Source organism: Flavilitoribacter nigricans DSM 23189 = NBRC 102662, from assembly GCF_002646595.1.
Taxonomy (GTDB): Bacteria; Bacteroidota; Bacteroidia; order Chitinophagales; family Saprospiraceae; genus Flavilitoribacter; species Flavilitoribacter nigricans.
On the sequence record NZ_PDUD01000018.1, the window covers coordinates 363143 to 385320 of the forward strand.

The 22178-nt window shown below is 50.7% G+C and carries 16 protein-coding genes; 10 read left to right on the forward strand and 6 right to left on the reverse strand.

All coding sequences use genetic code 11. The annotated features are described in order from the left end of the window. Positions 1-124 precede the first annotated feature (124 nt). A complete protein-coding gene (locus CRP01_RS12475; protein WP_099150368.1) occupies positions 125-541 on the reverse strand; it encodes a YtxH domain-containing protein in 417 nt (138 codons plus the stop codon). A 133-nt stretch (positions 542-674) separates the two neighbouring features. Beyond that, positions 675-1241, reverse strand: a complete 567-nt coding sequence (gene msrB, locus CRP01_RS12480) for a peptide-methionine (R)-S-oxide reductase MsrB (RefSeq protein ID WP_222845724.1) — start codon at positions 1239-1241, stop codon at positions 675-677. Positions 1242-1517: 276 nt separating this feature from the next. On the opposite strand from msrB, the gene CRP01_RS12485 reads away from it, so the two are divergent. The 5 genes from CRP01_RS12485 (at position 1518) to CRP01_RS12505 (ending at position 6155) form a co-directional block, all read left to right on the forward strand. Next, positions 1518-2153: a porin family protein gene (locus CRP01_RS12485; RefSeq protein WP_170110345.1), complete on the forward strand. Its 636-nt coding sequence runs from the start codon at positions 1518-1520 to the stop codon at positions 2151-2153. Between the two features lie 190 nt (positions 2154-2343). Then, positions 2344-2871, forward strand: a complete 528-nt coding sequence (locus CRP01_RS12490; RefSeq protein ID WP_099150371.1) for an RNA polymerase sigma factor — start codon at positions 2344-2346, stop codon at positions 2869-2871. Positions 2872-2885: 14 nt separating this feature from the next. Then, entirely contained in the window at positions 2886-3503 is a 618-nt protein-coding gene (locus tag CRP01_RS12495; RefSeq protein ID WP_099150372.1) for a hypothetical protein, read from the forward strand. Positions 3504-3559: 56 nt separating this feature from the next. Further along, complete coding sequence (locus tag CRP01_RS12500; RefSeq protein ID WP_143473367.1) at positions 3560-4483, forward strand: hypothetical protein; 924 nt, start codon at positions 3560-3562, stop codon at positions 4481-4483. A gap of 88 nt (positions 4484-4571) precedes the next feature. Next, a complete protein-coding gene (locus tag CRP01_RS12505; protein WP_099150374.1) occupies positions 4572-6155 on the forward strand; it encodes a T9SS type A sorting domain-containing protein in 1584 nt (527 codons plus the stop codon). Between the two features lie 16 nt (positions 6156-6171). Here the strand turns inward: CRP01_RS12505 and CRP01_RS12510 are convergent, their stop codons facing one another. Both CRP01_RS12510 and CRP01_RS12515 read right to left on the reverse strand, forming a co-directional pair. Beyond that, entirely contained in the window at positions 6172-7455 is a 1284-nt protein-coding gene (locus CRP01_RS12510) for a putative HlyD family type I secretion protein (protein WP_099150375.1), read from the reverse strand. Between the two features lie 70 nt (positions 7456-7525). Further along, positions 7526-9715, reverse strand: a complete 2190-nt coding sequence (locus CRP01_RS12515) for a peptidase domain-containing ABC transporter (RefSeq protein ID WP_099150376.1) — start codon at positions 9713-9715, stop codon at positions 7526-7528. A 241-nt stretch (positions 9716-9956) separates the two neighbouring features. On the opposite strand from CRP01_RS12515, the gene CRP01_RS12520 reads away from it, so the two are divergent. Continuing rightward, a complete protein-coding gene (locus CRP01_RS12520) occupies positions 9957-10907 on the forward strand; it encodes a glycosyltransferase (protein WP_099150377.1) in 951 nt (316 codons plus the stop codon). Positions 10908-10911: 4 nt separating this feature from the next. Here the strand turns inward: CRP01_RS12520 and CRP01_RS12525 are convergent, their stop codons facing one another. Next, positions 10912-11805 (reverse strand): LysR family transcriptional regulator, encoded by an 894-nt coding sequence (locus CRP01_RS12525; protein WP_099150378.1) that lies wholly within the window; start codon positions 11803-11805, stop codon positions 10912-10914. Between the two features lie 171 nt (positions 11806-11976). Here CRP01_RS12525 and CRP01_RS12530 point away from each other — a divergent pair, with 171 nt between their 5' ends. Then, positions 11977-12507, forward strand: coding sequence for a YfiT family bacillithiol transferase (locus CRP01_RS12530; protein ID WP_099150379.1), 531 nt, complete (start codon positions 11977-11979; stop codon positions 12505-12507). A gap of 127 nt (positions 12508-12634) precedes the next feature. Here the strand turns inward: CRP01_RS12530 and CRP01_RS12535 are convergent, their stop codons facing one another. Beyond that, positions 12635-12958, reverse strand: a complete 324-nt coding sequence (locus tag CRP01_RS12535; RefSeq protein ID WP_099150380.1) for a four-helix bundle copper-binding protein — start codon at positions 12956-12958, stop codon at positions 12635-12637. A 174-nt stretch (positions 12959-13132) separates the two neighbouring features. Here CRP01_RS12535 and CRP01_RS12540 point away from each other — a divergent pair, with 174 nt between their 5' ends. The 3 genes from CRP01_RS12540 to CRP01_RS12550 all read left to right on the forward strand — a co-directional run bounded on the left by CRP01_RS12540 (position 13133) and on the right by CRP01_RS12550 (position 22165). Next, positions 13133-18505 (forward strand): translocation/assembly module TamB domain-containing protein, encoded by a 5373-nt coding sequence (locus tag CRP01_RS12540; RefSeq protein ID WP_143473368.1) that lies wholly within the window; start codon positions 13133-13135, stop codon positions 18503-18505. A gap of 2 nt (positions 18506-18507) precedes the next feature. Beyond that, positions 18508-20877, forward strand: a complete 2370-nt coding sequence (locus CRP01_RS12545; RefSeq protein WP_099150382.1) for a BamA/TamA family outer membrane protein — start codon at positions 18508-18510, stop codon at positions 20875-20877. 85 nt (positions 20878-20962) lie between these two features. Then, the gene (locus CRP01_RS12550; protein ID WP_099150383.1) at positions 20963-22165 is read left to right on the forward strand and encodes a sensor histidine kinase; all 1203 of its coding nucleotides are present in this window, start codon (positions 20963-20965) and stop codon (positions 22163-22165) included. The last annotated feature ends 13 nt before the right edge of the window (positions 22166-22178 follow it).

A 22178-nucleotide genomic window follows, 5' to 3' on the forward strand; every position in this document is an offset into this window, starting at 1 on the left:
AAGTTGCTACGTAACGATACAGGAAAGACCTGCACTACAAAGGTAACAACTCGATCTAAAACAGTCTATGGATGCTGATCAAATATCAGCATCCATAGAAAGGGTTTTTTATAAAGGGTCATGATCAATTGGCGCGAGCCTCCAGGTTGTTAGCCTGCTTGTTTACTTTAGCTTTAGCCTTTTTCATACCTTTTTCGAGGCTGTTTTCTGCGCTTTCAATTGAAGCTTCGGCACTGTTGGCCGTGCTGGAAATGGCGTTTTTAGTGTAAGTTGTGAGTTCATTCAACAACTCCTGGCCTTTTTCGATAGCACTGGTCAATCCGCTTTGCGCCTGATTAATGGCACTATTTACACCGGTGGAAGCCTGATTGTACTTCTCTTTGGTGTAGGCGGTAGCCTGATTGGAATAAGTGTTGATTTGGTCGGTAGTATCGCGGCGTACTTTTTTACCTTGTTCGGTGTTCAACCAGTATCCCAAGGCTGCTCCGGCAATAATTCCCAAGCCAAATTTCCATCCGTTATTTGAACTGCGATCGCTCATAAAAAAAATGTTTTTTGATTAGTAAATATATCTAGGTGCGTGTTTTACTTTAACACCTTATCACCTATAAAACAGACAGGAAGGGGGTCGTGTTCGATCGCAGTTTGATTATTTAACAATGATCCTCATCACCCTATGGCTCCTGCTGAGCGAGCTTTTCCTTGGGCACAAAATCCATGGAAACGGAATTCATACAATAGCGCAAGCCGGTGGGCTGCGGCCCATCGTTGAATACGTGGCCGAGGTGGCCGTCACAGCGTGCGCACAATACCTCGGTTCGGCTCATCCCGTGACTGTTGTCCGTTTTTTCGGTAACATACTTGGCCTTTAGCGGTTGGTAAAAGCTCGGCCAGCCCGTACCGGATTTAAATTTGGTAGCTGAATCAAACAGCGGTAATCCACAACCGCGGCAGGTATAGATCCCGTCGGCCTTATTATCCCAGAGGTCTCCGGTAAAAGCCCGTTCCGTGCCGGCTTGCCGAAGCACCCGAAACTCAAGGTCGGAAAGTTCGGCCTGCCATTCGGATGCCGGTTTTTCGATTTTTTCAATGTCTCCTTCTGATGGTGGTGCGTACTGCTGATCCTCCATCGCTATTTTAGAGGAAGAGGAAGTTGTTTCTTCGCCAGAAGTCGTATTTTGTGCCCGGTTACAGGCCGCAAAGACAAACAAACAAAGACAAACAGAAAGCCAATATTTCATGTTTTGGATTTTAATGAGATAATGTGATTCCCCGGTAAAATACCATGGGGTTTCCATTCATTCTTATAAACAAGGAAGCGGATCATCTGTTTTGTCCGCCGGCCAAGCAATTTACATTTAGCGTGTATCTGGGAATGATCAATGCCGCTGCAAACGCCACTTTTTTGTTTTTCCCTGCAAAATGAGCCCTGGCTAAACGAAAATTGGCCGTTTTCATCGCAAGGAGAAGATCTCAAACACCTTTATACCTACGTTCACCCTAATAAACCACACATCATGAAAAAGTTAATTGTAATTCCGATTTTGCTGTTCTGCCTCTACGCGACTGCACAGGTGCGGTTCGGTCTCCGGCTCGGTCTGAGCACCTCACAGTTAGAAGCAGAGGACTTCAACATTCTTCAGAACGGTACCGAACGCTTCACCCTTGCACTGAAGGACGCGCAATACGGCATTCACGGTGGTGTTGTCATTCAGGCCGAAATGGGTAACTTTATTCTCCAGCCGGAGGTACTTTTCAATTCCAATTCCGCAAATTTCACACTGGATGATTTTCAGAATCCGGGAGAAGTAGCGCGGAAAGAAAAATACCAGTACCTGGATATTCCGGTGATGCTGGGTTACCGGCTAGGCTTCCTTCGACTGAACGCCGGACCGGTCGGACACATTTTCCTGAACAGTACCTCCAACATTACCGATGTGGACGGATTTGAAGAAGACTTTAAAAAACTCACACTCGGCTGGCAGGGCGGTCTCGGTCTGGACATCGGCCCCATTGCCGTGGATGTGCGCTACGAAGGCAATTTCAACAAATTCGGGGATCACATCAACTTCGGCGATCAGGAGTATTCCTTCAGCCAGTCGCCGGCACGTTTTATCGCCGCGGTGACTTATATGTTCGGTGACCGAAATTAAGCGGAATACAGACCGCCATCCGGGACCTTGGAAAGCAGCCGGGGAATAATTTCCGTTTTCTTTTCAAGGTCCCGTATCTTACCGTCCGGTTTTCAGGATCCCAATTTTTTATCAAACAACATTTTCCCATGCCCCGACCAACCCTTTTAAGCATCACTTACTCTTTAGTACAAAACAACGGCAAAGCGCGATGCCTTTAACCATCAGCATGACGGAAGCCGAACTGATTGACGGATGCCTGGCCCAGGATCGCCTCGCCCAAAAAACACTTTACGATCGCTACAGTCAAGCCATGTTTACGATTGCTTATCGTATTACCAATGATTACGAATTGGCTGCGGATGTATTGCAGGAGGGTTTTTTGAAGGTGTTTACGAATATGCACCAATTTAGGCGGGAATCGACTCTGGGAGCCTGGATCAAAACGATCGTGATCAGAACGGCCTTAAGTAAGATCAAGAAAAGGATCATTTTCGAACCTTTGGAGTCTTCTCATACCAGTGGCTGGGTAGACTGGGGAACCCGTCTGGATACGGAGTACCTCGAAAAAGCTATCCAGGGTTTACCGGAAGGCTATCGGGCCGTTTTTGTATTGATCGAAGTTGAAGGCTATTCACACAAGGAGGTGGCCAGTATGCTCAACATTTCCGTGGGCACTTCCAAGTCGCAATTGTTCTACGCCAAGAAGAAACTCCGTGAAGCATTAGCCAAATATTAAAAAGCGGAAGTGCTATGGAAGAGTATCTGGAAAAAAATAAAAGCATCCTGACCGAAGCGATTGCCCGGCTTCCCGTCCACCGGCCTCCTACCCTACTGTGGAAGGAGATCGAAGGGCAACTGGAACAACGGGATAATCAGCAGGCGGCACTGCGCAATTTGCCGCAGCACGCTGCACCGCCACAGGTTTGGGAGCAGATCGAACAACTACTGGACCAGCCGCAGGCACAGCCGGCGGTTTTCCGTGTATTGCGCGGGGCGCGTCCCTGGATCGCAGCCGCCACCCTATGCGGACTGGCATTGGGCACCTGGTGGTTCTTGGATACGGATGTACCGGCCAAAACGAGTATCGCTTACGCCGAGGAGCAACAGATCCGGGCGGAGTTTGCCGTCGACTGGGACGATGAAGCCGCCCAGATCGCCATGGTGCTGGAACAGGTGGAAACCTCTCCCGTTGCGGACCCACAGGCTGTGCAACGCCTGAAACTGGAATTTGACGAACTGACCGATGCCCGCACCGAAGTCGAGGATATGCTGAAACGCTACGGTGAAGATGAATCACTACTGAAAGAAGTAGCCCGTATTGAGAGAGAACGCTCCCAGGTGATCAAGGAACTGGCTACCTGGATATAAATTACGTAAGAAAAGATCAAAAAGGTTTTGTGAACCGTTTCAAACCCAACCGGAAAATGTCTTTAAAAATCGCTATGACCAAGTCGATGCTACTCATAGTGGGAATTTTATTTCAACTGCCCGTTTTTGCCCAGGTAACCGTACAGGTCATCACCAAAAAGATCGAGAAAACGTACAATTATCAGGACGGTTACGAGCTCAATATTGAAGGTGAAAAAGCCCAGGTCTCCATTGAATCCTGGGACCAGGATAAAATTTCCATTACGCTGGAGATCACGGCCAAACACCCGGATAAAGCCATTGCCGAACGGGATCTGGAAGCGATGCAGTATCTGACCCAAAAGGTTAAAAACAAAATATACCTCCGGAATTATCTGTCCCCAAAGGAAGGAGCTCCCGCACCGGAAGCCTCCTTTGAGGCCGTTTACTACGTGCGGGTACCACCGGCTTGTCCGGTCTACCTCAAGAATTACTTCGGAGTTGCCAATATCAGCAATCTGAACAATCGCTTTCGCTTTAACGGGGAGTTCAGCAAGATCGACCTGGAAAACATTAGCGGTAGTATTGATCTGCGCTCCCGTTTCGGAGATATCTTCGGAAACCATCTCGACGGGATCGTCAATATCTGGTCGCGGCGTTCAAATGTAACCCTGAACGATATCCGGGGTAGTTTCGATATTACGGCCCAGTACGGTACCCTGCGCATTTTTGCCGAGGACCGCCTGTTGAAACTCAATATCGATGCCGAAAAATCGGATGTGTACTTCTTTAATCCCAATCCGGAATTCTACGGCTACACCCTGACGGCTAATAACGGGAACGTCGTTTTCCCCGGAGAACTATCCTACGAAGAGGAGGATAACAAAGCCGACCAACGGAAGATCAAGTTTAAACCACCGAGAGAATATTTCGCTAATATTACCATTACCGTCACCATCGGGGATATTCACGTTGAGAAAGCTACCCAGCCGAAGATGTGATCCCGGCGAGGTGTTTCATCGGAAATTTTGTAGATGCGGGCTTTTGCTGTAAATTGGGTGGGACACCTTGTCAGTAAAAAAGCACCGGATGAAACACTTCGCTCTTCTCCTTTTTATTACCATTACTTCTTTCGTTTCCGTAAAGGCACAGGTTCCGAACTGGTCGGAAAACGTGGCCTGCATCATTTATAACAATTGCGCATCCTGCCATACCACTGGCGGAATTGCGCCCTTTCCCCTGCTTTCCTACGATGATGTCAAGTTGTACGCGGGGCTCATTAAGTCGGTCGTGTCCGAAGGGATCATGCCGCCCTGGCCACCCGATCCGGACTACCACCCGTTGGCCGACGAGCGGATCCTGACCGATGCCGAGATCCGGACTATCGTCGATTGGGTCGACGGCGGCACCCCGGCGGGAGATCTCCTGCTGGCCCCGGACCCTCCCGACAATCAGGGCGCAGAGGTCATCGCTGATCCGGATCTGGTCGTGCAGTTACCGGCCTATACTTCAAAAGCGGTAAATGGGGACGAATACCGGTGTTTCGTTTTCCCATCCGAACTGCTGGAAGATCGCTTCATTACTGGTTTTGAAGTAATCCCCGGCAACCGCAATATCGTTCACCACGTACTGGTATTCCAGGATCAAAGTGACCGGGCCCTACAGCTGGATGCCGGTGATCCGGCTCCGGGTTACCTCTGCTTCGGGGGAGTCGGCAGCAATTCTGCGGAAATGATCGGAGCCTGGGTACCCGGCCAGGGCGCCCAGTATCTGCCCCGGGATATGGGGATCCGGATCCCGGCCGGCAGCAATATCGTCGTGCAGCTCCATTACCCGGAAGGTAGCGCCGGCGAGGTGGATAACACCAAGATCAATTTTCAACTGAGTGATCGTTCCGATCTCCGGGAGGTCAATGTGGATTTTATCCTGAACCACTTTACTTCAATGGTGAACGGCCCCCTCTACATTCCGGCCAATACCGTAAAGACTTTCCGCCAGGAATTCAAAACGCCGGTGCCCGTCACGGTAATTGGCGTAGCGCCCCATATGCATCTGATCGGCCGGTCTATAAAGACCTGGGCGCAAAGGCCAGATGGCAGTATTATTCCTTTGATCGATATCCCGGAGTGGGATTTTGAATGGCAGGGATTTTATCGTTTCCAGGAACCGGTCACCATTCCTGCCGGCTCCTTCCTACGTTCCGAAGCAGTATACGACAATACCAGCGCCAATCCCCACAACCCCAATGATCCGCCACTGCCCGTTTCCGTCGGCGAAGCGACCACCGATGAAATGATGCTGGTGACCTTTACCTGGCTGTTTTATGATTTTGGGGATGAGCAACTGTCGCTGGAACCGGAGGTACCGGTAAATGGCTACAGCTGCAATGCGATCAGTACGGATACCAACGATCCCGCCGAGTGGCAATCGCTCACCTTATCCCCTAATCCAGCCCGGGAACAGATCCGTATCGAACTGGAAAATGAGTGGAACGGTTTGCTGGAATTATCCGTACGAAACACCTTCGGGCAGCTACTCAAAAGCCGGAGCCTGGAAAAATCCGGCACCCGTGCAAGCTGGAACCTGCAACTGGACGGACTGCCTCCGGGAGTTTACCTCCTTCAGCTCACCAATGGTAAAAAGAAAATAATAAAACGGATGGTGATTAATTAATTGGGAATGACCGGCCTTAGGAAGTGACCCGGCGGAAGTTCTCAAAGATCCATTCGATCAGTCGCTTGCGGTCCGTAACGATCTCTACCGTTCCGACCATTTCCTGACTGTTCTCGATCTGATATCCAGTATTGGTGATCAGCCCGTTGGGGAACTTTACTTCCAGCGGAATGCGATCGTCTACGGGGATCTTGCCCTTCCAGGCTACTTCTCCCGTCAGAGCACCGAATTCCTGGAAAGGATAGCTGTTCAGTTTAATGATCGCTTTCTGCCCCACTTCAACTTTTCCCGAACCGTAGGGGATCAGGCTCACACGGCCGATATTTTCCTTCGTGACCCGGGGCATGATCACCATGAGGTCTTCTTCCCGCTGCACGTAGGAATTATTCCGAACATTATCATTGGTGAGTAGAATCACTCCACTCGTAGGAGCTACGACCAGATTTTCGGCTTTCCAGGTATCGATGGCTTTCTGCAACTTGACGAATTCATCGATCAATCCCTTGGCCGCGGTATTTTCACTGGCACTGGTGCTGCGCTCCACGCCATTGATCTCTTTGCGGTACAGATCGATCATGTCCTGGTTGGTCTTGATCTCGGATTCGACGGCCTGGAGCTGGCGTTCTTTTTCCAGTTTATTTTCTTCGGCCTGTCTGACCTTATGGGAAGGCGTTAGATTTCGCTGGAGTAGGTTGTCCTGCCGCAGGTACTCCTGTTGGGCCAGGAGATACTGTCGTTCGAGCGTTTCCCGCTGTTTCTTGGCGTATTCGATATTTTTCTGGGCGATCCGGATCTTTTGCCGCAACTGACTGAGATCGAGTTGCTGTCCGTCTCTTGATTTTTCCAGGGTCAGTTCCTCCTGCTTTTTGAAGAACTGGTAAAGATTATCCCGCAAAGATCCCAGTAGCAGGTCTTTACCGAGATTAAACTGTAGCAGTTTTTCTTCCGTCGGTATCTCTATCGCATCTACAGCATTTTCCAATACCAGTACGTCGTCTACATTGGCGTTACTGTTGTAAACCAACAGGACCTTACCCGCAGCAACCGTATCTTCGTTCTGCACCAGCACCTGGGTGATCAGTGCGCCCTGGGGAGCTCGTAGCCTCCGGGCGGGATCGGAAGAAGTAACCCTTACTTCGGCGGTAACCACATCCGGGTATTTCACCCAGTATCCCATCCAGCCCATTAAGACGAAGAACACCAGCGCCATCAGGGTGCCCCAACGGGTGATCCACTTCGGCGGAGTGCCGAGTATTTCCTGTACTTCCTCGCTTCTAATTTCGATATCTTCCGCGTGCATGGCTGTTATTGATTAAATACTGATGAGGAAAAGGATAACCGAATTGATCGGAGATATAAGGTCAAAAAGATCAGGCGCCCAACTCCAGCTGGTTTCTCACCAACTGGTAATAAGCACCGCGTACATACGTGAGTTCTTCGTGCGTTCCCTGTTCTACGATCTCTCCTCCCTCGATCACGATGATATTATCGGCCTGCATGACCGTGTTCAGGCGGTGCGCTACGATCACGACGGTTTTCCCGTAGAAGTGTTCTTCCAAGTTTTCCATGATGATCATTTCGTTGTAGGCATCCAGGGTATTGGTGGATTCATCGAGGAACAGATAATCCGGATTCTTGTAGACCGCCCGGGCGATCAGGATACGCTGGCGCTGTCCCTGACTCAGCCCCAGACCTTCTTTGCCGATCTTGGTGTTGTAACCCAGTGGAAGCGATTCCACAAAGTTCTGTATATTGGCTACTTTCACGGCCTCCAGCAATTTCACTTTGTCTATAATGTCGTCGCCCAGAGCGATGTTTCGGGCAATGGAATCATTGAAGATGTAACCATCCTGGATCACCACGCCGCACTTATCCCGCCAGAGCCGGTTGTGAATGTTGCTCAGGTTGACATCTCCCAGGCGGACCGAACCTTCGCTGGGTTTGTAGTAATTGAGCAGTAATTTTACGAGCGTACTTTTACCACTACCACTCGTACCGACGATAGCCGTAGTCTTTCCTTTTGGGATCTCTACATTGATCTTGCGGAGTACGGTCGGAGAATTGGGACCGTCGTAGCGGAAATACACGTTCTCCATGATGAGATCCCCAAATTCGGGCAGGAGGGTGATCTTGTTCTCTACCTCCTCTTCATCATCCTTGGTATGGATCTCGTTCATCCGTTCGAGACTGATCCGGGCCTCCTGCAGGTTACTGATGAACTCCACGAACTGATTCAGTGGAGCATTCATCTGCCCGACCATGTACTGGATCGCCACCAGCATACCGATCGTCATTTGTCCATCCAGCACCGCCTTGGCGATCACAAAAATGATGAGCAGGTTTTTGGAATCGTTGATCAGTACAGCGCCGGAACGCTGAAGTTGTTCAATGCGCAGGGACTGCATCCCCGTACGGAACAGGCGCGCCTGAATGCGTTCCCAGGCCCAGCGCTTCTGCTTCTCTGCATTGTGCAGTTTGATATCCTGCATGCCGTTGATCAGCTCCATAAGGTTGCCCTGGTTCTCTACGGACTGGTCAAAGCGTTTGTAATCCAGATCTCTCCGGCGTTGTTGCAGGATCACTACCCAGGCCAGATGCAATAAAGTAGCCGCCCAGAATATAAAAAATACCGTCTTGCTCCAGAACAATAATACAATGGAGAAAGCGATAAAATTGACAAAGGAAAATACCGACACCAGCGTGGTGGAGGTCAGGAACCGCTGTATCCGCTCGTGGTCGGCGATGCGCTGCAGCAGGTCTCCCGTGAGCCGGGTATCGAAAAAGCGGATCGGCAGCTTGGTCAGTTTCACCAGAAAATCCGAGATCAGGCTGATATTGACCCGCACGCCGACGTGCAGCAATATATACGACCGAAACAGTTCTATGGCTGCCTGCGTAACAAACAGGATCAGCAAGGCCGTAACGATCAATCCTAAGAAAGTGACGTCCACATTACCAATACCGACATCCACCACGGACTTGAAAAAGAAGGGAAGAATGATCTGGATCACACTGCCCAGAAACAACCCGAGAAACAACTGACCGATCAGACCGCGATACCGCTTAAAATAACTGAGTACGTATTTCCAGCTGGACTTATTGATCTTTTCACCGTCACGCTCGAAAAACTCGGGCGTGGTTTCCAGCAAAAGCAATACGCCCATACCCTCTCCGTCCTCGGAGTGGCTGAGCCAGTTGGATAAAAATTCTTCGCGGGTCAGTTTGAATTTGCCGGCGGCAGGATCGGCGATCCATACGTGGGTGTTACTTACCCGGTAGATCACCACAAAATGTTCCTGGCTCCAGAAGGCGATAGCAGGCAAAGGGATATCGGACTTCAGGCGGTCGAAAGTAGTTTTCACCGCCAGCGACTGCAGACCGATCTGCTCGGCTGCATCACTAATTCCCAAAAGATCTACCCCCTGTTTGCCAATATGAGTCAGCTCCCGCAGATACTCCAGCGAGTAAAAGCGACCGTAATGCCGGGCAACCATCCTAAGACAGGTGGCTCCACAATCCATGGCATCCAACTGCTGGTAGAAGGGAAAGCTTTTGCGCATAAATGTCCCTGCTGTCTGCAAAAAAAGAAAATTTGGTGAAAGTCAGTTTAAATAAAACGACTGGTAATCACTTTATTGTATATGCAAATTTATACTTCTGACTGAAAATTAGGGAATTCTGAGCGAAAATTTCGCCCCTGACTGGGGTAAATGTATAATTTTGGGCGAATAGTTTCAACACATTCTTTACAATTAGACGTCAATTCCGTCTCAAAGTAACGTAGTTGTCAAGAAAACGAGTATGTTCAACACCTTTTTATCCCTGATCAATGTCGTTAACAGTCCGGATGAATCCGCTTTGTTACCGGCTTATCTGGAAGGGGTTTATCCAGTGCTGAAAGAACATTTCACCGATTATGAGATCATTCTCGTCAACAATCTGCCGGGACGACAACTGAACAAGGACCTGGAAAACCTGCCTCCCGCGATCAAGCAACATCTCTTTATTCTAAATCTTTCTTCTAAAACCAATAAGAATCACGCCTTCGTTGCGGGCCTGGACCGGGCGAACGGAGACTACACCATCATCTTCGAATTTGATTTTTATCAGCAGCCCGGGCTCATTCTCGACTTGTTCCGGAAGACCCAGGAACATTACGACATCGTTTACCTGCAGGCCGGCCGGCGGGTTACCAGGCCACAGTTCCGTTGGCTATACGGCATTTTCTACAGTATTCTGCGGCGCTATTCCAACCTCCGGATTGACGACAAAGCCCATAACACGCGGATCATTTCCCGCCGGGCCCTCAATTCGCTGCTGCGACTGCGGGAGAATTTGCGCTACATGAAGGCGATCTATTCCATCGTGGGCTACAATACTACTTCCATCCCCACCGACCAGCCGATCCAGGATGAAGACACCGGGTTCCGCGAGCGCTTCGGCGCTTCCCTGGTTGCCATCAGTTCCTTTACCACGTTTCTGAGTTCGGTGCTACTCTGGATCTTCATCATATCCCTGCTGTTCCTGATCGTAGTGATCATCAATGCGCTTAAGGTCAAGTTCGCCGGATTCGATCTGCTGGGTAATCCGCAGGAAGCCGTCACGGGTTGGACATTCCTGGTGGTACTGATGTCGATCTTTTTCGCCATCACCTGCCTCAATCTCTACATCATGTCCATTTATCTGGCCAATATTTACCACGAGATCAAAAAACGGCCGTTGTATATCATCGAATCGGTCCAGCGACTCTGACCGCTTATATTTCCCGCTGCACCAGGGTGTTGCCCAGTTGTTTGACAAACTCCTGCATGAAAGGCGGTTGATCCGCATGCTTCATCCGGGTGGAATACCAGGTCCGTTTTACTTTCCGGGCCAGCGGTAAGGCGATCAATTCGCCCCGCTCTACGTAGGGCCGTATCGCCCACTCCGCCAGGATCGCCGCTCCCATCTGGGCCTTGGTCATTTCGATCACCGCTTCCGTCAGTTTCAGACGGAGGATGTTAGACGGCCAGGTGCCGGACGCCTTAAAGAATTCGTTGAGGATGATACTATCCTGATCCGGCACATCGTACATGATGAGCGTTTCTTTTTCGAAATCCCGGGCCCGGATCTGTTTCCTTTCTATCCAGGGATGATCGGGTGCAACTACCGCCATCAATTCATCATCGAAAAGAGATTGGAACTCGAGGTGGGCATTGTCCGGCCGGTCGCTGACAAACACCAGGTCCACCTTGCCGTCCAGCAGATAATCGAAAGCATTATAGGTAGCTTCCGGAATAACCTCTATTCTAACGTTGGGGAATTTATCTTTAAAGGTCCTTAATACCGGCGACAACCAGTGGTAGCAGGTGTAACAGCCCGTGGTGAGGCGCAGCGTGCCGGCGTCCTCCCGGCTCATGTGTTCGATATCACATTTTACTTTGACCAGTTCGGTCAGTACATTTTCAGCGGTTTCCAGAAAACGTTCTCCGGCCTGGGTCAGCACCATTTTCTTCTTGGCGCGAATGAATAGCTGAGCGCCGAGTTCTTCTTCCAGTTCCTTCAGCTGATGACTGAGGGCGGACTGCGAAAGAAAAAGCTGCTCGGCCGCTCTGGTCAGACTGCCCGTAGCCGCCACGCTTTCCACCAGCCTTAGATGACGAACTTCCATCTATTAATTTTATTCATGAACCTGGCAAAATCATTTCATTTTACTCATACAAATATTTGCTTTATTTTTGGATCATGCAAGGGTTAACCGGGGAAATACCCGCAACCCATTCCAAAACCAATACGCAGCTGAAAGTCAGCAGACTTTCTATTTCGATTAAACACCAAAAACATGGTTGAAGAACAATTGGATCAACTGAAGTACCCGATCGGCCACTTTAAGTTCCCCGGCGGATACGACGAAGCTACCCGCAGCAAATTGAAAAAGAGCATCGGCGAACTACCCGCCAAACTCCGGGCGGCGACCGAAAACCTGAGCGAAGAACAACTCAACCTCCACTATCGTCCCGGTGGCTGGACGATCCGGCAGGTTGTACATCATGTAGCGGATAGTCACCTGAACAGCATCATCCGTTTTAAACTGGCGCTGACGGAAGATACTCCGTCCATTAAGCCCTACGACGAGGCAGCCTGGGCCGAATTGCGGGACACGGCGGTTACGCCGATCGAAGTCTCGCTGAAATTACTGGAAGCGCTCCACACCCGGTGGATCAACTTGCTGGATGGATTTTCTGAAAAGGAATGGCAAAAAAAGGCCTATCATCCGGAAAGGAAAGCAGAAATGGCTCTGGAGGAATTTTTAGGTTTGTACGCCTGGCACGGAGAGCACCATCTGGCCCATGTAAATCAGGCCCTAAAGTAACAGCGATGACTATCGCATTGATCTACATATGAAGAATTAAGATCTCTCTTTTTTAATTATCACCCGACTGTTAGGGGCGAATCGTACCGGATTCGCCCTTTTTGTTTTTTCTATACCCTCAAAATTATCAGGCGGCAATTTTCATCGCCACTTCGCGGCATTCCTCGGCACATTTCCGGCAGGATTCGGCACATTTCTGACAGTGCTCGTGGTCGTGGGCAGCACATTGCTCGGCACACCATTCGCAGATCTCTGCGCACAGTTCGCAATATTGAGCGGAGTATTTACTTCCCCGCGCCAGGGCCTTGGCGCAAAGGTCACAGATATCAAGACATTCGCGGCAGCAGTGCGGACAATCATTATGGCTGTTTTTACCGATCATTTTTTCCAGGCAATATTCGCAATCGGTCATACATTTCAGACAGGCGTCAATACATTCTTGGTAGTTCATAGTGGATGTTTTTTTGTCATTTGAACCGGCTGAAAAGGATACGTGTTCGTCGGGCCGGAATAATCCCGCCAAAATTGTCTGGTGATTAAATGAATTTGGGCGAACATGCATCTAACAAAGTGGTTTAATTGTTAGATTTACTGTAGGCGATCACCCTCTATCACACATGTTAACTTGAACGTAAAAAAAATTTTAAGAAGGATTGTCCGAATAGTCCTTTGGCTATTCCTTACCATCGGAGCCATCATTCTCCTTCTGGCTGGATTGTTGCAGTTACCGGCTGTACAGGATCGCCTGACCGATCAATTGGAAAAATCCTTATCCTCCCAACTCAACACTGAATTAAGCATCGGTCGTGTAGGTCTGGACTTTCCCAAGTTTTTCACCATTGAAGAAGTTTATCTGGAGACTCCGGCGGGAGATTCCCTTTTTACCCTCGGCAAACTGGGGGTAGACATTGATATGATCCAGCTTTTTCGCAAGCAGGTAGTGATCCAGAAGGTAAAAGTGGAAGATGTTTTTGCTAAAATCATGATCACCGACAGCACCTCCAATATTCAGTTCCTGCTCGATGCCTTTGTAACCACCGATACCTCTACCGGCCCGGCCACGCCGACCGACCCCGTTGACACCACCGCTACCAACTGGGCGATCAATTTTCCCAATACCTCACTTAGCCTCCAACGCGCTGACATTTATTACCAGGATGATCCCACCGGCATACTGCTGGACGGGCAACTGGAAACATTTGAGTTATCCACGGATAATGTAAATCTCGAAGATCAGATCTTTGACATCGATAAAGCCCGCTTGATCGGCGGGAATATTCTACTCGAAATGAAAACCAGGGAGAGCACCGTGGACAGTACTGCCACTCCGCCCCCTACCCTGCCGATACAACTGACCAGTCGATCCCTTACCGTGGAAAATACTGTTTTTCGCATGCGATCGGAACCAATCGATCTACTGGTGCAGCTTCCCGAGACCCAATTGGAAATGGCCCAACTGCTGATCCAGGATTCGATCCGCTTCGAAGCGGCCGGTTTTTCCGTAGTCAACGGAAGGTACGCCATGGATCTGCCGGCTCCCGAACTGGCCCGTGGCTTTGATCCCAACCACATGGATCTGCAGCAGATCAATATCGAGGCCAATGCCATTCAGTATACCCTGGATTCGGTACTGGCTCAGATCGATCTGGCCCAGGCGGTCGATAAAAGTGGCCTGACCCTCGAAAAACTGAGCGGGCACGTCCGCTACCAACCCGACCTGTTGAACATCCAGGATCTGGAATTGGCTACCCAACGATCGACCATCGATATTCCCTCTTTTCAAATTCTGTATAATTTTCAGGAAGCTTTCGATCCGACATCACCTCTGGTGGTTAACAGCCTGGCCGAAGCCAATCTCGCCGTAGGTGATCTGCTGTTCTTCCTGCCTCAGTTGGATACGGTGGACCTGCTACGGCAAAACGCCGGTCAACACATAAAATTGCAACTCCACGCGGAGGGCGATCAGCAATTGCTGCGGGTGGACCGGATCCTGCTCGATGGTCCGGGCCTTCGCCTGCGGGGTGCCGCAACTGTGCGCCAGATACTCGATGTGGATGCCCTTACCGGCAATTTTCAAATTGAAGAACTGTCCGCCATTCCCGAAGGCATAATTCCGCTTTTACCAGATAGTTTATTACCCGCCTATATCGACTGGCCGCAGTATCTGCGCATCAGCGGTAATCTGCGCTACGCCTCGGACGATGCTAATTTCAATCTGCGGGCTCTGGAACAAAGGGACAGCAGCCCGATAAACAGTGTACTGGCCATTAGTGGTCAGGTACAGAATATCCAGCAATATCCGTCCAGCAGTGTGGATGTAACCATCGACACGCTGCGGGCCACGCGTTATTCCGCTTTAGCCTATTTACCCGAAAACAGCATTCCCGCGGGCTATAATTTGCCGAACTTCCTCAAGGGGACCGGCACCATTAAAGGTCCGATCAATGATCTCGTAGTTGATCTGGTGTTGCTTACGGAATCAGAGAGGACGCAGGTCAACGTAAACGGCCAGGTCCGGCAGGTTCTGAATGCAGACAGCCTATACCTTGATCTGAATATTCCGCTGATCCTGGTGGATATTCCCGAGTTACGGGAAATATTGCCGGATAGCACCCTGCCATCCGACCTGAATTTCCCGGATTTCCGGATCACGAATGGTGCGCTGGACGGTACGTTGGAGGATCTGAATTTTAATCTGCCGATCAGCACGATCAACGGTGAGGGAATCATTGCCGGGCACTACGCTCCGGAAGACTACAATATCGGCGCGGAGGTCAATGGATTCCGGCCGGAGAAGCTCTACCAGGGTGCCCGGGCGGACAGCCTGGCCCTGCTCGATCTCGATCCCTTACGCATGGAATTGAAAAGTTCGGGACAGCTCGAGCCCGAGTTGGTGGCTGACCTCAATCTCACGATCTACGAAGGCAGCAAAGGTGCCCTGCTCAATCTGGAAGGAACTGCCAGGAGGGATACTTTTTCCGGAGAGATGACTTTTAGCCACGCCGACCTGCAGGGATCCGCCACCACCACTTATATTCAAAAAGATTCCCTACAGGAAATAGAAGGCTCCCTGCGCATCAAGCGGGCCGATCTGGAGCGCTGGCGACTGAGTGATCGTCCGCTGTATCTGTCGGGAAGTAGCAAGTTCAGCACCAAAGGACTGCAACTGGATAACCTCTCGGCGCGACTGTCCATGAACGATATCTTATTGCGCTCGGATACTTCCTCCGCTTTTGTGGATACGCTTTCCGCCTACGCGGAAATGCACGACGGCAATAACGAAATTGAAGTGTTTTCCGATCTGCTGAATTTTTCCCTGGAAGGGAGTTTCCGCCCGGCGCTGGTGTTCGGCGAGATCACCCGCTTTATTCAGGCGTACTGGCAGGAAGAAATAGTTCAGCCCGATCCGGTGGTTTACGGAAATTACATGAATGCCTATCTGGAAATACGGAACCCCCGGCCGCTGACCTCCGGAGTGATCCCCGGATTGCGCCGCCTCTCCCCCATGTCCGCCAATTTTATATACCGCGAAAGAGCGCCGGAACTGTTATTTACCGCCAGTTTGCCGTTATTGAACTATGCCGGTATTAAAATGGATAGCCTGGAGATTGATACCCGGGGAAGTCAGGGAGAGATCCAATACCGGGCCGACTGGAAAAATATCAACCTGTTCAATCAGGTGATCCTGGGCAGGACGCAGATTAAAGGGCAGAATACGGCAGAAGCCATGGAGGCTAATTTCCTGGTCTACAACGAAGCGGGCACGCCCCGTCACCATATTCAGCTGGAAATTGATCCGGAAGAAGATTCACTCCTCGTTCGGCTGGGGCCGGAACAACTCATCGACAATACCACCTGGACGATCCCCGGCAATAACCTGTTGCTCCTATCCGGGAGGAATATCCGCGCCAACAACTGGACGCTCAGTCACAACGGTCAGAGTATATCCCTGAAGACACCCAATTCACGGGAATTACTAGCGGAATTGAACGCTATCAACCTGGCTCCTTTCAGTAGGCTTATTCGTTCGGAGGAAGAAATTATTGTCGGAGTAATGGATGGTACTGTTGAAGTAAAAGACCCACTGGGGGAATTGCGATTTGATGCACAACTGGATGTCAAAGACTTATCTGTATACAGCAAACTGTGGGGAGATCTTTCCGTTGATGTCGCCAATCAAAACGCGCAGACCTACCGGGTCAATGTTCAGCTTGCAGAAGCTACCAATGAAGTCTCCATTGCCGGTACCATAGTGCCCGACGGGGCTGTGGACCTGCAGATTGATATCGGCAAACTCCAACTGGAAGCGGTCGAACCCCTGTCTCTCGGATATCTCAGCAACGCTCAGGGGCATTTGGCCGGAAATGTAACTATCGGAGGAACTTTTTCCCAACCCAGTTATCAGGGAGAATTGCGTTTTGTGGATGCTGCCATTGATGTGGCCTTATTACAGACCCGTTTCCAGATCGAGAACGAAGCCATCCGCTTTAGCGGACAGACGATCACCATCGACAACCTGACATTTTATGATCCGCAGAACAATGAAGCTACCCTGAGCGGTTCGGTATACGCCGAATCCCTGGCCAATTACCGGTTTAACCTTTCGGCCCGGGCGCGGGACTTTCTGGTGATGAACACCAACAAAGAAGACAATGAATTGTACTACGGTTACCTGAAAGCGGATGCCGACATAGAGATCAACGGCGATATTTACCAACCCCGGCTCGAGGTCACCGCATCGCCCAAAGAGGGATCGAACCTGACCTACAATCTGATCCAGAATACAGTGCCCCAGGCAGAATCTCGCCGAGGGGTAGTTCGCTTCGTGGAACAATACGAATGGCAACAGACCATCGTGGCCGACAGCCTGGAACAACTGGGATCCGGCGAATCCCGCGGATTCGATCTGATCACCAACCTGAATGTCAATCCCGGCCTTAACTTCACGGTAGTCATTGACCCAGTCACCGGTGACCAATTTACCGGCAGGGGCGCCGGAGATATCGTTTTCCATCAGTATCCGGACGGAAGAATGGAAATGACCGGGCGTATCGAGATGGTAGAAGGTCTTTATGATTTCACCTACCAGGGCCTGATCAGTCGCCAGTTTTCCGTTGAAACGGGAAGTTCCATCACCTGGCAGGGCGATCCGATGAATCCCAGTCTGGATCTGACGATTTCGAGTTTCATCCAGGCTTCCCCTTACCCGTTGGTGAATGAGTTTGGCACTGCGACTGCCTCCAATCTGCGGCGCCAGCAGACTTTTGCCGTGCGGATGTATCTGGACGGTACGCTGGAAGAGATGCAGGTGAATACCGACATCATCTATCCGGAGGATATTTCCGGAAATTCCGGGCTGCCGGCCATCGAACAGTCCCTGACCCGACTGCGGACGGACCAGAGCCAGCTGAATACCCAGGCCTTCGGCTTGCTGCTCTTCAAAGGATTTGTCAATTTCGGCGACAGTGGTGCCGCGCCGGGTGGCGGGATCGATAACAGTGTCCAATCCGGGCTCGATAACGTTCTGAGTCAGCAGCTCAACAACCTGGCCAATCGCTACATCAACTTTGTTGAACTGGATTTTGGGCTCGAAAGCTTCAACACCGCCCAGGGCGGACGGCAGCGTGACCTGCGGCTGAGTCTGAGAAAACGACTGTTCAACGATCGACTGATCATCAGCATTGACGGTGTGACCCAAACGGGCGAAACCGATGAGAATAATACCCTACCCCAAACTTATCTGGATAACCTAACCGCTGAATTTCTGCTTTCCAAGAATGGGGGCCTGCGGCTGAAGGTGTTCAGCGACCGTGAACTCGACCAATTCACCACGGGCGATGTGGTCCGCATCGGGGGACGGCTGGCCTTTAGTAAGGATTTTGATCGCTTTTTCTGGTCCAGCGACAAGAAACCGGCTAAAGATCCTCCCAATGATAAGTCGGCTCCGGAAGACGGATCCCGGGACGGGGAACAAAAAATCCAGATCGAAAAAGAGTGAATTTGAAAATCCTACCCTACATATTATGCGGTCTGTTCACATTAATGCTACTGCAAGCCTGCTCGGTCAGTAAGCATCTACCCGATGGACAAAAGCTCTACACCGGGGCCAAGCTTACGATCGAGAAGCCCGATACGCTGGTCGCTACCGATCTGCAGGCCGAATTGGATGCAGCCATCATTCCCGAGCCGAATGCCCGGCTATTCCGCTTTCCCTGGAAGGTCTGGTTTTACCTGAAATTTAAGACCGATAAACAAAAAGGATTCAAACACTGGTTGAGCACCACCATCGGAGAGCCTCCCGTACTGTACGATCCGGCGCAGGTGGACCAGGTGATCCGACTGTTGGAAAACCGGGCGCAGAATATGGGCCATTTCCGGGCCCGGGCGGACGCCAATGTAAAAGAGGGACCGAAAAAAGTGAGCATTGATTACGGTATCCGGGTCGGTCGCGCCTACCGGATCGACAGCATGCAAACTCAGATCCGGGATACGGCGCTGGCCCATCACATTGCTACCCTGCAACCGGAATCACTGATCCAGTCCGGGGCCATTTTCTCGCTGGACGACCTGAAAGCAGAGCGCCAAAGGATCGAAAATGCCCTGAGGCAAGCCGGATATTACTATTTCACGGCCGGCAACCTGGAATACTTTGCAGATACGGTCGGTTTCCGCAATGAAAAAAGCGTCAATCTGCTGCTTAAACTCAAAAATGATCTTCCCCCCGAAAATCTGAAACCGCAGCTGATACAAGAGATCAACATGTACCCCAATTACCAACTGAGTGGCAGCCGTAGCAGGCAGATCGATTCTACTCAAATCGAGGGACTTACGATCTATTGCAATGATTGTCCGCTGCGGCTGAGTTCTCTCACCGAAGCGATGGTCGTAGAACCGGGAACCTTCTACGAGCCTTCCCGGCACCGCAAAACCCTCGAACGCCTGAGTAACCTGAATACGTTCAAATACATCAACCTAAACTACGAACCGGTACCGGGATCGGACAGTCTGCTGATCCTCAACGCCTATCTGAGCCCACGGGCCCGGAGGACCATAAAAGGAGAGGTTGGTGTTTCTTACAATACGGGCCAGTATTTCGGTCCGGAACTGAGCGTACAGTACATCAACCGAAACTTATTTAAAGGAGCAGAGTATCTGACGCTCGACGGCCGCTATTCGTACAACACGTTTCTGGGTGCAGAGGAAGATGCGATCATTCCGGACTGGACCAAGATCAGTTTCGGCGCTACCGTATCCATTCCCCGTTTCTGGCTCCCCAACCGGGAAAGGCTCAGTAAAAATCTACAATACGCCAATACGAGGATCCGACTCAGTCTGGACAACGAAAGCCTTGGATTTCGCCTGGCCAATCTCGCCACGCAGATCGATGATCTGGGACTGACCTCGCTACAGGAAAAGCTGGAAGTCGACTCGAGTTTTACGCCTCCCGTACAACTCTCCAATTACCAGCTGAAATACGGTTACAACTGGCAACGGATACCGACCATCCAGCACGAGATCAATCCTTTGGTCTTCCGTCTCCAAACGGTGGGCGTCGATGATTCCGAATTGCTGAGATTATTCCGCGCATTCAGCGTAGGTGAGCAATCGAGCCTGGTGCGCCTGGAAAGGATGCAATTGTTCAGCCCGGATTATACCTTCCTTTACGATTCCCGCAAGGGAGAACTCAAAGAGCGAAACCTTTTCTATCGACAAAGACTGGCCTTCAATATAAACCGGGTTACGCCTCTGAATAACGACGGGGGGGCTGAATCCGAAACGAGTTCCTTCCTGCAGTGGGAAACTGATCTGCATTATTACTTCAACCTGGGAAATCGCCGGCAGCTGGCCAGCCGACTTCGACTCTACACCGGTTACCCGATCACCAAAACGGCTACAATCCCCTATTTTGACCTGTATACGGTAGGGGGAGCCAATTCTCTGCGCGGCTTTCCACCCCGGGGAGTAGGGCCCGGGACCATAGCTCCCGACCGGAGGGAAGATTTCACGATCTTCACCGGTTACGGCAACGTGTTACTGGAGGTCAATCTGGAGTTTCGCCAACGCTTTGGCCCCTATCTCGAGCTGGCTCCGTTTATAGACGCCGGCAACGTCTGGCAATACCGTACCCAGTCCGATGTAGAGAAGGCCGAGTTCAGCCTGAAAACTTTCGCCAGCGAACTTGCGGTGGATGCCGGATTAGGCTTCCGGTACGATCTTGAATTTCTGATTATTCGAACGGATTTCGCCTGGCCGGTTACCAAACCGTGGCTGGAACCGGGAGAACGGCTGGTCATTGATCAATTCTTTAGCGGCGGCGGCTGGTGGTGGGACAACCTCAATTTCGTGCTGGCTTTCGGTTATCCATTTTAGGAAATGTTCTTAAAGGTTAAAAATTCCTACCGCTTGGCTTTTAATCTTAATTTTGCGGCAATTCCAAAATATAAATCGAAGTTGAATGGAAAGTCCGAAGGCTCCGGAAAACGAGGGAGAAAGACGAAAGGCTCTGGAGGAATACGATATAATGGACAGCTTACCGGAGGAGGATTACGACAATATTACCCGCATAGCTTCCCAGATCTGTAACACCCCGATTTCGCTGATCACGCTGATCGATGAAAACCGGCAGTGGTTTAAATCCAAGTACGGTCTGGATGTAAACCAGACTCCGCGGGAATTTTCTTTCTGTGCCCACGGTATGCTCAATCCCAAACAGCCTTTTATCGTTCGTAATTCTCTGGAAGATCCCCGGTTTAAGGACAATCCTCTGGTAACTTCCGATCCCCATGTAGAGTTCTATGCCGGCATCTCTCTGGTCACTCCGGAAGGCTTTGCGCTGGGATCTTTATGTGTGATCGATGACCACCCCCGCGACATTTCCGAGCAGCAGGTGGAAGCGCTGAGAGCGCTGGCCAGTCAGGTGGTCAAGCTCCTGGAATTGCGCAAGCTCAATTTCAAACTCAAACGGACCGAAGCCCAGCTGAAAGCGTCGAACGAGAACCTGAATGAATTTGCCAATCTGGTTGCCCACGACATTAAAACACCGCTCAACAATATGAAAATGCTGTCGGACATCCTCCTAGCGGATCCCAGCCTGCAGGTGGGTGAGGATGGACAGCTGTGCCTGAACATGTTGGGACGCTCCGCCCAGCAGGCGGTCGATTTTGTAAACGGCGTACTCAGCTATTCCAAATCCACGAATTTCCTGCTGGAAAATAAAGAGAAGATCGATCTCCAGATCTTTTTAGGAGAGATCATTCAGCGGGCCGGCGGGCCGAGCCATATCAGCTTCCAACTGCCCGATGTATCCATTTCCGTTTTCACTTCTAAGATCGCCCTGTATCAGATCCTCTCCAACCTGATCGGGAACGCCATTAAATACAACGATAAATCGCACGGTGTGATCCGGATCGAAGCCCGGCAGGAACAGGACATCTATTACTTTCAGGTCCAGGACAACGGCCGGGGTATTCCGACCGACCGGGTGAAAGGGGTATTCAATCTCTTTTACCGGGTAGATCCGCAGGATGAGCAGAGTAGCAATAGTTCGGGCATCGGATTAGCGATCGTTAAAAAACTAATTGAACAGCTCGGCGGTAAGATTACCGTCAGTTCCGTTCCGGGAGAAGGCACCAGCTTTAATTTCCATCTGAAAAAATAAGGATGGTCACCGC